At 42.7% G+C, this 14005-nt stretch carries 10 protein-coding genes and 1 pseudogene; 3 read left to right on the top strand and 8 right to left on the bottom strand.

Features of this window, described 5'->3' with window-relative positions; all coding sequences use genetic code 11:
• The first annotated feature begins 79 nt into the window (after positions 1 to 79).
• Positions 80 to 1198 carry a leucine-rich repeat domain-containing protein gene (locus tag QUA38_RS29460; protein WP_445305085.1) on the top strand — a complete coding sequence of 373 codons (1119 nt, stop codon included), beginning with the start codon at positions 80 to 82 and terminating at the stop codon, positions 1196 to 1198.
• Between the two features lie 231 nt (positions 1199 to 1429).
• On the opposite strand, the gene QUA38_RS21320 is transcribed toward QUA38_RS29460, so the two are convergent.
• Together QUA38_RS21320 and QUA38_RS21315 are read right to left on the bottom strand one after the other, a co-directional pair.
• Entirely contained in the window at positions 1430 to 1849 is a 420-nt protein-coding gene (locus QUA38_RS21320) for a GNAT family N-acetyltransferase (protein WP_333165284.1), read from the bottom strand.
• 207 nt (positions 1850 to 2056) lie between these two features.
• On the bottom strand, positions 2057 to 2356 hold the full coding sequence (locus tag QUA38_RS21315) for a hypothetical protein (protein ID WP_333165283.1): 300 nt from the start codon (positions 2354 to 2356) through the stop codon (positions 2057 to 2059).
• A 373-nt stretch (positions 2357 to 2729) separates the two neighbouring features.
• Here QUA38_RS21315 and QUA38_RS21310 point away from each other — a divergent pair, with 373 nt between their 5' ends.
• On the top strand, positions 2730 to 4061 hold the full coding sequence (locus QUA38_RS21310) for a Rieske 2Fe-2S domain-containing protein (RefSeq protein ID WP_333165278.1): 1332 nt from the start codon (positions 2730 to 2732) through the stop codon (positions 4059 to 4061).
• A gap of 815 nt (positions 4062 to 4876) precedes the next feature.
• A complete protein-coding gene (locus QUA38_RS21305; RefSeq protein ID WP_333165273.1) occupies positions 4877 to 5182 on the top strand; it encodes a hypothetical protein in 306 nt (101 codons plus the stop codon).
• 21 nt (positions 5183 to 5203) lie between these two features.
• Here QUA38_RS21305 and QUA38_RS21300 read toward each other — a convergent pair whose 3' ends face one another.
• From QUA38_RS21300 to QUA38_RS21275, 6 genes and pseudogenes are all read right to left on the bottom strand, one after another.
• On the bottom strand, positions 5204 to 6163 hold the full coding sequence (locus QUA38_RS21300; protein ID WP_333165270.1) for an STM4504/CBY_0614 family protein: 960 nt from the start codon (positions 6161 to 6163) through the stop codon (positions 5204 to 5206).
• A gap of 401 nt (positions 6164 to 6564) precedes the next feature.
• Positions 6565 to 7389, bottom strand: coding sequence for a hypothetical protein (locus QUA38_RS21295; RefSeq protein WP_333165269.1), 825 nt, complete (start codon positions 7387 to 7389; stop codon positions 6565 to 6567).
• A gap of 310 nt (positions 7390 to 7699) precedes the next feature.
• Complete coding sequence (locus QUA38_RS21290) at positions 7700 to 8512, bottom strand: hypothetical protein (protein WP_333165266.1); 813 nt, start codon at positions 8510 to 8512, stop codon at positions 7700 to 7702.
• Between the two features lie 557 nt (positions 8513 to 9069).
• Complete coding sequence (locus QUA38_RS21285) at positions 9070 to 9729, bottom strand: adenylate/guanylate cyclase domain-containing protein (RefSeq protein ID WP_333165263.1); 660 nt, start codon at positions 9727 to 9729, stop codon at positions 9070 to 9072.
• Between the two features lie 568 nt (positions 9730 to 10297).
• A complete protein-coding gene (locus QUA38_RS21280; RefSeq protein WP_333165260.1) occupies positions 10298 to 12640 on the bottom strand; it encodes a WD40 repeat domain-containing protein in 2343 nt (780 codons plus the stop codon).
• Positions 12641 to 12982: 342 nt separating this feature from the next.
• A pseudogene (locus QUA38_RS21275) lies at positions 12983 to 14005 on the bottom strand (DUF3854 domain-containing protein); the annotation flags it as partial.

Below are 14005 nucleotides of genomic sequence, written 5' to 3'. Positions count from 1 at the left end.
ATCTCTTGTTTCATCTGTAGAAAGAATTCTTAAAGAATTTGGAGATAATTATGTAATTAATTTTGCTTAACTACTTAAGATAACTAAAATTCCAGAGAGCATCGGGCAACTATCCAATCTGACAAAGCTTCACCTCAATAACAATCAGATTACCTCCATCCCAGAAACCATCGGGCAACTGTCACATCTTACAGGGCTTGACCTTAGTAGCAATCAGATTACCGAAATCCCAGAGGCAATCAGGCACCTGTCCCATCTGACAGGGCTTGACCTTAGTTGGAATCAGATTACCGAAATCCCAGAGGCAATCAGGCACCTGTCCCATCTGACAACGCTTTACCTGCATAACAATAAAATTACCAAAATTCCTGAAGTGATCGGGCAACTGTCTAATCTGACACGGCTTTGCCTCGGTCACAACCAGATTACCTCTATCCCAGAAGCGATTGGGCAACTGACGAATCTCAGAGGGCTTTCCCTCAATAACAATCAGATTACCTCCATCTCTGAAAAGATAGGACAATTGTCCTATCTGATAAAGCTTTACCTCGACAGCAATCAAATTACCTCTATCCCTGAGACTGTAGGGCACCTGTCCAATCTGACACTCCTTTGCCTCGAAAGCAATCAGATTACCTCTATCCCAGACACCTTCGGGCAACTGTTGAATCTGACAACTCTTTACTTCCGCAACAATCAGATCACCTCCGTTCCAGCGGAACTCGGGCAACTGTCGAATCTGAGATGCCTTGAACTCCATAAGAATGAGATTGGCTTCATCCCAGAGGAGCTGGGACAACTATCGAATCTGAGAGAGCTTGACCTTAGTGAAAATCAGATAACTAAAATCCCAGATGCAATAGGGCAACTGTCGAATCTGAGAGAGCTTGACCTTAGTGAAAATCAGATAACTAAAATCCCAGATGCAATAGGGCAACTGTCCTATCTTAGAAAGCTTTACCTTAATAACAATCAGATAACTGAAATCCCAAAGGCACTCAGCCAACTGTCCAATCTGATCGAGGCTGACTTCGATAACAATCTAATTACTCAAATCCTATACCCGATTAAGCTTGTATCATCGAGTACACACGATCCCTGTAGCAGCCAGGCATTTATTCCTCCAGAGTCACGTGAGGTTCAGTTTAATTGGCGAAAGGCTGTGCGCGGTCATGATTACTTGATGGGAAGTTTATAAGGGATCAATGAAGCGTAGAGAGAAGAGTAGGCACAATTTACCCTAATTTTGATAACTAAGCTGGGAAACCTCCCAAAATATATTGGTATAAAGGTAGCCTAAGTGCAGACTCTCTCAGGTGTCTCAAGGGCGAGAGAGTCTGTACTCGCTGTAAGTAGCTTAGAAAAATCAATTTCCCCATCTAGGACTTGAAAGCAGTGCGACTACATCAGGATAAGCAATATACATGAGTTACAACGGGAGTGAGTAATGATAGAACACCTCATCTTTGACATACCCACGAGATTCGTAAAGTGATTGCGCTTTTTGATTGGTCATCTGCGTAGATAATGCAATTCTCACGGCACCCGTTTGACGTGCAAAGCTTTCCGCCGCTTGCATTAATTGTGTCCCAACGCCTTGGCAACGAGCCATTTCTTCCACAAATAAATCATTCAAAATCCAAACTCGTTTCATTGAAACTGACGAAAAACTCGGATAAAGCTGAGTAAAACCCACACCCTGAAGTTCATCCAAGGCAATCAATATTGTTGAGTCACCCTGTTGGAAACGCATCTGGATAAACTGACGAGCCGCATCAATATCTGAAACCTGACCGTAAAAGATGCGATAGCGATCAAACAACCGCGTCACCTCATCCAAATCATCCATGTGCGCCAACCGGACTTGCATCCCAAACCTCAATCACAATTCACGCGATTATAACAGTTCCGGATTAAAACAACAGACGGGTCAGTTAGATTAGCTAGCAAGCCAATTTGCGGTAAATGGCTTGCTAACTGATTTAGCTTAAATCCTTGCTAAGCGAGGCTTTCAGCCCTGTCCGCAGTTTCTGCACAATTGCTCCTCAAACCTCTGTCACTGCTCTGCTTCAGGTTTAGGTTCCTTCGGTTTTTTCTCAAAGACTTGGATATTTGGGTCTGATAGCACAAAGCCGTTAGAGGTTGATTCACCCATTTTGCCACCGATAGCAGCCACCCACATGGGATAGTTGGCAGCAGCATCCTCAAGCTTCTTCCATATTTTTGGCTTAACAGTAACGGACACTACCCGACCGTCGCAGTCAAGCTCAAAGGTTTTCCAGTTGTCTTTGTTAGTCTCTACGTTATTCGGGAGTTCGTTAATTTTGATGATGAGTTCAAGCTTGCCAATTGTCATAGGTAGTTTCGTTGGTTTAATGCGTTGCTTTTCTGGTACGAGAGTCAGCTTTGTATATTTTCCAGCCTAGGGGTGAAAAGCGCTACAACTTCATCGGGCTATTACCCTTTTCCCGTGTAGGAAAGCATGGAAAGACTCGCGCTCGCTCCATTGACTTGATCCGGCTTCACCTCTTTCTCCGTGCTGCAATTGTTCGAGGTTGTTGTGACCACTGATTTTTTGAATAATCCGCAGCGGAATGCCGGCGCTGCTGCCGAAGGTCAGGGGTAAAATATAAGGACACCTCCATTTCTTGTGTGAGCGCGCAGGTTAACCCAAGGGAACTTGGAGGTCTTTTTCTTTCCCTACCCCCGATACCCTAATTTTTTGTCAAATGAAACCAGAATTCAATTTTTTTGAGCATTGGTATCCTATGATACCCCTCGAAGACTTAGATCCCAAGCAACCAACTTCAGTAACACTTTTGGGACTGCGTTTAGTTATCTGGAAATCCAAATCATCTGAAACTTTCCAAGTGTTTTTAGATCGATGTCCCCACCGCCTTGCGCCCCTAAGTGAGGGGCGCATTGATGACGAAACAGGGAATTTAATGTGTAGCTATCACGGTTGGCAATTTGATGAGCAGGGAATTTGTACTCATATTCCCCAAGCGGAAAATCCAGAACTTGTAAGCAAGAATAAAGAAAATCTGTGTGCTGTAGCACTACCAGTTCGTCAGCAACAGGATTTACTCTGGATTTGGCCAGATGCAAAATCAAGCGAACAAGCTGCAAATACACCCTTACCTTTATCACCGCAAATAGATGCAACTCAAGGCTTTGTTTGGTCTTCTTTTGTACGAGATTTAGAATATGACTGGGAAACCCTTGTGGAAAATGTAGCAGATCCAAGTCATGTTCCTTTTGCTCATCACGGCGTGCAGGGCAATCGCAAACAAGCAAGACCGATTGCGTTCAAAATCCTGCAATCAACACCCAATTTGATTGAAGGGGCAATAGTTGGGCCTTTTCAAACAAAAATTACTTTTGAACCACCTTCTCGCTTGGAGTATGCGTTCATTTTTGGCGATGACAGCAAAAAGTTAGGATTGATCACCTACTGTATACCTGTGTCTCCTGGGAAGTCTAGAATTGTCGCTCTATTTGCCCGTAACTTTGGCAAAACACTCTATCGTCTCAAACCCCGTTGGTGGGATCACATCACCAATCGCAATGTTGTTCTTGATGGAGATATGGTTCTTCTACAGCAGCAAGAGTATTTCCTCCAACAAGCAAAATCTACCCAAAGCTGGAAAACTGCTTATCAGTTACCTACAAGTGCAGATCGTTTCGTAATTGAGTTTAGGAAGTGGTTTGACGGCTATTGTCACGGACAACTCCCGTGGAGCGAAGTGGGAATCCATGTTCCACCGACACGGAATATCAATAACGATCGCCAACTAACACTCGATCGCTACAAACAACACACCCAACATTGTAGTAGCTGTCGAAAAGCACTTTTGGTCGTGCAACGCTTACAAGCATTGCTTTTAGGCTACTTTGTGGTTACTGTTTGCGCTGTTGCTCTCTTTCCTGATGAATTGCGACTTTATGTGGGCTTACCCTTAGTTGTGATAGCACTACTAGGTCTAGGAGCTTACACTTGGCTGAGATTCTGGCTTCGTCCTAGATTTTACTTTTTGGACTACATCCATGCACACAGATAAAGGGAATTATCAGGCACTTTTGCAGTAGTTTTCTGCTCAAATTCAATAAATGAGCCAACAGATGCTCACAGGATAAATATACTAATTATCCTAGGTAAATTCATATTTTATAGCAATCCTAAGTGATTTTCTAGCTCGGTAAAATCTGAAGGTCTTGCTATACAAGAAGTCTAGGAAGACAAGAGGGCGTTGTGTTGTGAGACTCAGATCGGATTGCTATAATAATCATTTATTTTCGGGCGTTGCTGATTTAGGGTATGAAGGGCTAAATCAGCAAGTTAGAGAAACCAGTATCCACAAAACTTCGGGATTTTCAATTTATTTTTTTCATACCCTGATTAAGCAACGCCTATTTTCCAACGTAGGACTTCATCAGGATATTAGAGAATTCCCGCCTACGACTTGAAACGGTTACGGCTAGGTCAGGATACAGAAATTTCTGACTTTTGTTTAACTCTCTAACTTTTAGAAGTGGGATGTCATTTTTAGACAACAGTGCATCAAGTATCTTGGCAGCTAAACCAGCCCCAACAATCTAGCTTTGAGATAAAAGTAAGAGAGTAGGGATAAGGGTAAGACTGAACGTAAGACAAAGAGTAAAACATTAAAAATAGGTGCTGGCTATTTTCCCGACGGTCTGAAACCAGCTTTTTCGTTTCAGCAAAGATTTAGCAGCCCGTCGAAAAAATCTCGCTAGGGCTTTAGGCGAGAAAAGTGTACATTTTGGTATTAATTTCCCAAGGCAATAAAGGCTGATACAATCTTGAGCTATAATTAACATAAGTGATTGTACCCAGCTTTTATTAAGATTAGCTATGAACCTCGTCAAAGAAAATCAATATAAAAAGAAACGTTTTCAGATCTTATGTTGTATTTATACATTTATTGAAAGTAATCCAAGAAACGAGATTAAAGTTGATGAACTTATTAAGCACCCCCATTTAAAAAAATTATCTGAAAGAGATATTTTAAATGGGGTTGACTTTTTAAAAAACAAAGGTTTTATAGTTTGGGATTTCGACTCCGATCTTCCTTCTGGCTATGTTTGGGTTACATCTGAAGGAATAAAAGAAATTGAATCGAATATTGAAACGATGTTAGATTTGATTGAACACTCCTGAAAATGAATGGGCGATTACCCTTCATTCCAAGTTGCCTTGTTTAGCCTTATATGCTTCTACGAGGAAAACTATATTTGAAGCGGTAAGGTGCAACACGTATGCGGCTAAGTATTCAGGCACGGTTATAGGTTGTATCCCTTGACCATGACCAGATGTTTTATTGCGAACAGTGGGTACACCCCCTTCAAGAACAGACCGTAAGGCTGATAAATGGTTTTGAAGATACTTTGGCACAAGCTCGTTTTCAAGCACGATGCCAATAAGATCTTTAGCATTATTCTTGTCGGAGTAAGACCACCCACACTTATCACAGATTGTTTTCATAGTGCTCTCAAAAGCATTCAGTGCATTAACGATTGCCTGTTTGTATTCCTTCTTTCTATAGTGTTCATGGGCACTTCGGAATTCTTGCTCAGCTCCTTTGAAATCCTGACTAGAGAGTAGGCTGAGCGCGGAAACAACAACCTCAGTATGGATGAAACCTGAATCAACACGAATGATTTGACCGTTATTGTACTGATAGCCTATTGCGTGTTCCCGAAAGCGATGATTTAACTCGCTAATAGCATCATCAGGAGGTTGAAGCGTACTTAGCTCACGAGACGGATGGTTTCGCAAGAATTCGCGAATATCTTCATCTATGTGGCGAAATGTAAGTTCAATTAGATCGAGGTGATGTTCAACAGAAGTGTCATTATTAAGCAAAAAAGATTTACATTGCTCAAAGGGATCATGGAAATCGTTTCCAAGGTTGAACCAACCTAGTTCCTTAGCAAGCGAGTCATGAATTATGCGCCACCAACGATTCACTGGTGGCTCGTAAGCAAAGGCTTCTACGCGATAAGACCCGATAGCAGTACGCCAAATAAATATTACCTGGCGTCGGAACTCGATTGGCAAATTTGTATATTGATAGACATCTGGCTGGTTGCCACGCTCAGCAAGCTTCTTGCGCTTTGAATATAAATCCTTAATACCCATTTTTATCTGTATTTGACGGTGTTCTGAATTAGTATGCGACAAGTGTGATCGCACCCACGTCTCACTTATCCCTAAAGATTATAACTTGCTCCATTCTGGACTGCCCGCTACTTACGATCATACCAATTACTCACAATTCGCCCTCCCTACCCCTCCATCTTTTCACGCAACCGCCCATAAATTACATCTAACCAAACTGGTACTACAAACTTACCGTCAGCCCAAGCTGCAAACAGTTTCTCAGCCTAGAGCTTAAAACTCTTACGGCTAGGTCAGGTTATAAGTATTTCCCAGCCTAGGGCTTGCAACTGTTACGGCTCGGTCAGCATACTACCATTTTTATAAATGGATAGGCGGGGAAATATCCTGGTTTAAAGAGAGCAATTTGAAAGTAATAAATTTTACATAGATTCAGTTTGAATAGAGGGAGATTCAATAAATTCAATAAACTCCTTTCCTAATTCTGTGGTTTTACTTGCTTGACTAGATAAACGACTTTCTTTGAGAAGAGTATCAATATCTTCTCGAAGCCTAAAAATCTCTTTTTGGGTATTTCTTTTGGGTAGATTAGAGCTGTTACCCATAATAGTGTAAGGTATGGGACCCCCTACCCTTTGCTTATTTTTATCTTCTTGCGTAATGTATTTTTCTCTTAAACTTATCAAACCCCGATCTGCCAAATCTTTTAAAACCTGATTGTATACACCCCTATATTTCTCCAACATAGGAAAATATGTGTCTAATTGCTCTGGGGCATACCTATCCAGGTAGTGAAGGTGTTTAAGAGTAGAGATATGAAGTTCGGGAAAATAATCAATCCAATTGAGAAACATTGCTAAAATATCATCCTCTAAGGCTCTAGGGATGGATGAATTGAGAACTACATTCTTCAGAGCTTCAAGTTTTTGCTCCTGATGAGTGCGGGCAGCTATCTGATACGCATGGAGAAAAGTTGTCAGAAAAACGGGATTCTCAAAATCAACTGATTCAATTTTAGATTTTACCTGGTTTAATTCTTCAACTAAAGCTTGTAAAAATTTACGCATCCTTTTCGTTGCCGGAGAACCGATATAGCTGTCGATAAAGCCTTCAACTAAGGACCCGATTGCTGGTATGGAACTAGCGAGTGCTTTGGAAGCATTATAATTTTTGTCAGAATTATTCGTATCAAAAGCCGCTTTAAGTTTTTCTCCAAGCGAGTCTTGATTTTGAGGGCTGTTGCTCATAGTTACTTTTCGCAAAAGGATTTATCAAGTGTAGCTTTCGCTCTTAACAAGCTGATTAGGGTTTTCCGTATTGTTGAGACTGGGGAGTCACAAACCCAAGTCCCAAATTATTGCTGATCGCTACCAAATCCGCATATCCTGACCCTGAATTTAAAAGTGTTTTGGCTAGGCCGGGATACACTATTTCCCAGCCTAAGCCCTGTAACCCTTGCCGCTACATTAGCTAGCAACTCTAATTTCTCCGCCTAAAGCTTCTAACCTTTGTCGCTACGTTATGAAACACTAATTTAACCACCCCTGCCATGAAGTGTTAACTCACTTCTGGGTCGCCAAGCGTTGCCTTACAAGTTCTAACAAGTTCTTGATGTGCGTCGTGTGCTTCTGTTCCCATAGCATTTAATTCATTTATTTTTTCCCACCGAGGATCTTCTTCTTTAAATTTATAGGATTGCACAGATAAATCACCATTTTCCATTCTCCAAGTAATAGACCGTAACCCATTTTGAAACGAGGTAACTTTTACCATAAAGTCTTTTCGCTTACCTTCAAGCTTAGGGTCTATAAATTCATGAAACGCATCGTTCCATTCTTGGGTAAAATCGTCAACATCTTGTAACCATTCGGCGGGAAATGGGTTTCCGACATCATTATCACGAAGTAGATACATCATGTTGCTATTGTAAGAAAACTCCTCTAAAAGCTTTGCAAATAGTAATCGATCGGAGCGTACTGATAAACTTATAGCAGTAGGAACCAATGAAAAAATTGATTTGTTGAGATTACGTCGAACCCAATCTTCATGCTGCAATTTCCACTTTTTTAGGGTACTCGTTGAAAAATCAGCACCATTGTTTTTGTCGATCATATCAGCGCAAGAAGAGCAGAGAAAAATTGCGTTCTCGATTGCTCCTCGCTCTTGGGAACTAAGTGACTCATCGTATCGTGGTCCGCCAACTGCTGCTGCAGTTATGTGCGCGGCCTTGCCGATGTACAAATACTTATCCGAGATAGTATCGGATGGAGAGATGGTGAGAACTTTGCATTCGGGCTGAGAACAAATGTATGAAGCTCGTCTTGCCAATGCGTCTACAATTTTTTTGGTAAAATTGTCTCTTTTTTCCATAGGAGCTACTTTATTATACCTTCCATACATAAATAGAAGCATAGCATTCGCTTTTAAGAAGTTGATTAGGGTTTTCTGTATTGCTGCAAGTCAGATGTCATAACTCAAGCCCCAAATTACTACTACAGAGTCATCAAGATAAATATATTCTCAGCCCTAAAACTTGCAACCACTAGGGCTACGTCAGGATAGCCAAATCTCCCCGCCTAGGACTTGTAACCCTTGCTGCTACGTCAGAAGAGAGAATATTTTTGATTTTTATCTGCCTCTCTAGCTTTTAGAAGTGGGGTGCCATTTTTAGACAACGGTGGATCAAACGTCTTGGCAACCAAAGCAGCCCCAAAAATCTAGCTTTGAGACAGAAGCCAGACAGTTTGCCCCTGTCTCAAAACTCCGAAGTGTGACAAATTTTGCACACTTTTGCAATCGGCTGGGGATGCAGGGTGAGGTTTGGTATCTCCAACTTTCGTTATCCCGCACGACATGGCACAGATTCCACAGTTTTTGGACAATATCAGTTGTTGGAATCATAAAGCAAGATTTTGGCTCGACAAAAATTAAGCATTTAATCCAATCAACTCATAAACATTGAATGGGTTTCCTTCAGGTTTCAGTTGGGTCGAGTCTCTTTCTCTCACTTGAACATACTCCGCACAACTTTCATACGTCTTTTGACCGATCAAAATGTCGCAGGCATATTGCTGCGTTTGTTGACTCAAATGATTAGCCACATTCACCCCATGCCCCACGGTAGTAAAGTCCATTCGTTGAGGGGAACCAACATTACCACAGAAAACACGATCTGTATTGATGCCGATTCCTATACTCAGCGGATGTTGCTCTTCTGGGAACCAGGAACTGTTGATTTCTGGTAGTCGCTCTCGCATTGCCAAAGCCACTTTAATTGCCATCAGTGGATGGTCTTCTAGGGGCAGTGGTGATTTAAAAACTACCATAATCGTTGAGCCAATGTATTTATCTACTGTGCCTTGATGTTCAAAAACAGTCTCCACCATCACTTGAAAATAGTGGTTGAACAGCTCGACGCGAGTTTCTACTTCCATTTGCTGAGTTAAGCGCTCAGCTCCGTAAAGATTCACGAACAAAATGGAAACTTCTTTCTCTTCACCGTGAAAGTTTTTCAGTTGTTCCAGTAAGTCAGGATTGGGGCGAAAGTTTTTCAGTAATTCATCAAACTCATCAGATTCATTCGGCATATTAACCAAGGGTACGTTTCATAGATGGAACACTAACTGATATTCTGCCAAAGCCGCTCGCGAGTCCGTTAAGAGCCACTCTAGCTGCCTGTAAAGACTTATGAACGATCAAGATATGAGCATATCCAGAGCCAGAGCCTGATGTAGCTAAGGTCATTAAATAGCTTCAAGCGCGTGACACAATGCTTTAGGTGTCCTGGCGGACGGCAGTGCGGAGATTTTTCCAACGACTTAAATCTTAAATTGTAACTACGAAATATAAATGGTAAGCCGCCGAAAAAATCCTGCGAGGGGTTTAGGCGGAGATAATCTATTATCCCTGCCTAGAGCTTGAAGTCGTTACAATTTCATTAAGTAGATATTCTGATTTGATGAAGTTTTATCGAAATTTCTTAGTAAGCAGACTGTAGATTTTTAATCGCCTATAGGTTTTTAGATGCTCTTAGGCTTTTAGGCTAAACCATGTAGTGGGATTGTCAGCACGGAGAAGCTAGAAGGCTATGACACCTTACCTCTAATCAGGTTAAACTGGACAAATTCGACCTTGCCGATAATTGCGTAAGATAACTTATGTTGTAGTTAGTAACTCTCTCCCTTCTAGTCGCAGTAAATAGACGTGGCCGGATCGCTCGCCTGCCACAATTGTTGAGCCATCAGGTGCAATGGCGCGGCAGACGATAGAGTTTTCACCAGTGAAACTGGCTATGACAATGCCAGTGGTTAAATCCCAGACTTTTAGGGTGCCGTCTTTTGAACAAGAAACTACTCGCTTGCCATCAACAGTGACGGTTACTGCGTTTACTGGTTTGGTATGGCCTTTAAGAATAAATTCTTGCTTTCCCGTGGTTAAATCCCAAACTTTGAGGGTGTTGTCATCTGAACCAGAAATCGCCCGTCTCCCATCAGCAGTGATGGCGACTATGTGGCCTTTGAAAGTAAGTTCTTCCTTTCCCGTGGTTAAATCCCAAACTTTGAAAGTGTTGTCCCATGAATCAGAAATCGCCCGTTTGCCATCAGCAGTAACGGCTACTGCATTTACTAATTTGGTATGACCCGTGAGAGTAAACTCTTCCTTTCCAGTTGTTAAATCCCAGACTTTGAGGGTATTGTCCGATGAACCAGAAATCGCCCGTTTGCCATCAGCAGTAACAGCTACTGTATTTATAAACTTACTGTGACCTTTGAGAGTAAACAGTTCCTTTTTAGTGGTTAAATCCCAAACTTTGATAGTGTTGTCCCAGGAACCAGAAATCGCCCGCACTCCATCAGCAATAACGGCAACTGAAATTACTGAATCGGTATGACCAGTGAGAGTAAACTCTTCCTTTCCAGTTGTTAAATCCCAACCTTTGATAGTATTGTCCCAGGAACCAGAAATTGCCAACTTGCTATCAGCACTAATGGCGACTGACATTACCGAGTCGCTGTGACCAGTAAGAATAAATTTTTCCCTTCCAGTTGTTAAATCCCAAACTTTGAGAGTTTTGTCCTCTGAACCGGAAATCGCCCACTTGCTATCAGCACTAATAGCGCCTGAAATTACCGAGCCGCTGTGACCAGTGAGAGTAAATTTTTCCTCTATAGCTGTTAAATCCCATACTCTAATAGTGTTGTCCGATGAGCCAGAAATTGCCCGCTTCCCATCATTAGCGATGGCTACTGCATTTATTAAGTAACTAGTACCTTGGAGATAAAACAATTCTATCCCAGTGGTTAAATCCCAGACTTTAATAGTTTGGTCATCTGAAACAGAAACCGCCTGCTTGCCATCAGGAGTAAGGGCTACTGCGTTTACTGATTTGGTGTGACCTTCGATAGTAAACTCTTCCTTTCCAGTTGTTAAATTCCATACTGTGATAATGTTGATCCACGAACCAGCAACCGCCCGTTTCCCATCAGCAGTCACAGCAACTGTTAGTACCTCGTACCTATCTTTGAGAGTCAACTGTTCCTTTCCAGTGGTTAAATCCCAGACTTTTAGGGTGCCGTCTTCTGAAGCAGAAATCGCCCGTTTCCCATCAGCAGTGACAACTACTGCATTTACCGAGTCACTGTGACCTTTAAGAGTAAATTCTTCCTTTCCAGTTGTTAAATCCCAAACTTTGAGGGTGTTGTCATCTGAACCGGAAATTACCCGCTTCCCATCAGCAGCCACAGCAACTGAATTCACCCGGTGGCTATGGCCTTTGAGAGTCAATTGTTCATTTCCAGTGGTTAAATCCCAGACTTTGATGGTCTTGTCATCTGAACTAGAAATTGCCCGTTTGCCATCAGCAGTGACGGCTACTGCATTTACCGAGTCACTGTGACCTCTGAGAGTCAACTGTTCCTCTCCGGTGGTTAAATCCCAGACTTTGAGAGTATTGTCATCTGAACCAGAGATTGCCCGCTTCCCATCAGCAGTAACGGTTACTGCATTTACCGGTTCGCTGTGACCTCTGACAGTGCGTAGCAGTCCTCTACCAGGGGGAGTTAAACATGGTGTCAAAGGACGCAACCAAGGTGCTGCTTTCCACTGCTTTGCTACTTCCAGCATTGCCTGAATTTCTGGAATGTTAAAGTACGGCAAGCGCCCTAACAACTGCCCTGCCAGTTGCGCCTTATCTCCATCCAAAATATCAGCTGACATCCACAGTACCCTTAGAATCAAGTTCAGGGCTTTCGCTGTTTCTGGGTTGTATTCTGGGTGGGTTACTGCTTCTGAAGCGCCAACCAAATTGAAATCATCAATCAGTGCCTGCACCCCAAACTCAGAATGCTGAATCTTTGCCATCAAGAAGTTAAAATCTGTCAGTTTTTGATAATACTTTTCTAAATGACCTGACTTGACATAATTTGGCAGCAAGCTACCCAGATAAGCACATTGATAGAAAAGTGGTTTGGCCGCTAACTTGTCAGCAAATTCTCCCATCTCACCCCATCCCCTCTTCTAAATACTCAGCAATCCCTTCTAGTCGCAAAAAATATCGTAGCTGGATGCCTCACCTGCAACAATTGTGACTCCATCCGTGCAGCAGTGCAACAAGCAATCGGTCTAGACTATTGCCGATGGGATAGATTTTCCCCATATAGAACTCTAAGCAGGTGCTGCTAGGTCAAGATAAAGGCATATCCTGAGCCAACGCCTAGGACTGCTACAGCTTCATCAGGTTATGAGCATATCCTGACCCAGGGCTTAAAAGCGCTAAGGCTAGGTCAGGAAAACCAATATTGCGGGTATACACCAAACTCTGACAGGCGTCTTGGTCTTAGATTAAAGTTGAGTTTGGCTTTTCTTCCAAAGTTTAACTAGCCGTCTAAAATCCTCATTCTCATCGTTGCTTAGCATCGCTTTCACCGCTTCTTTGACTCCCAATTCATGGACGCGGCAATAGACATCACGGGCTGCTGCGGGGTCATTGTCGGCGATCGCTTGGAGCGCACGCTCAACCAGTTCTAGTTCGTTTTCGTTGAGATTTGAGTCGGCAGCGGATTCTAAAACTAAATAACGCCGGTCAAGGTAGAGTTGTTTTTTTGATTTACCGAGAATTGTCACTTCGCGGTCAAGCTCAACAAGCAGGCATTGTCGCCCATCCCTCCACACCTCAATTACGGTGGCTCGCTCGCCTTTGTACTCCTCGGCGCCGGGATACTGGGTCGAAACTTTCACTCGCTCACCGGGGGTGAATTGGAGTTGAGGGGCGATCGAATTGTTACAAGTTTTTGAATTGTTACGCGGTTTGGCTTCTGGGTCAAAAGCGGGTGTAACAGGCGCTGTTACAGGCGTTACATCAGTTACTGGTTGAGACTCGACTCTACTTTTAACACTCTCTGCAATGTCAGGTGATGGTGTTTTTTCAGATTGGCTACTTTTACCCTGTAACGCTGTAACGTCTGTAACCATGAGGGTTGTAGGGTTTTTAGATGTTGTAACAATTTCAGAATTGCTGGTAACGTCTGTAACCACAACGGTTTGAGCTATTTGAGAGGGTGCTGGAATTTCTGCAATCGCTGAAGTGCCTGTAACCGTGCGGGTTTGAGTTAATTCTTGCAATCCGCCATCAGCACAAATAGTTTTGATGCAAGCCCAGTTCGGGATATGGGGGCGGTTGCTGCCATCTTCATCCTCCGCGATGGCTGCATCAACAAAGCACGGTAAAATCTGAAGTCCCCGCCACAGAGCCGGAATGCGCTTAATTTTGTCGCCTTCTCGCACAACTTCGGAAGCTCGCCAGTGATTTGACAATACTCGCTGCAAGTGGTGAACGAATTTGTTGTAACCGCTTGGCGAGAGATT

This window comes from Microcoleus sp. Pol12B4, from assembly GCF_036701385.1.
Taxonomy (GTDB): Bacteria; Cyanobacteriota; Cyanobacteriia; order Cyanobacteriales; family Microcoleaceae; genus Microcoleus.
This window is presented reverse-complemented; position numbering and strand designations above follow the sequence as displayed.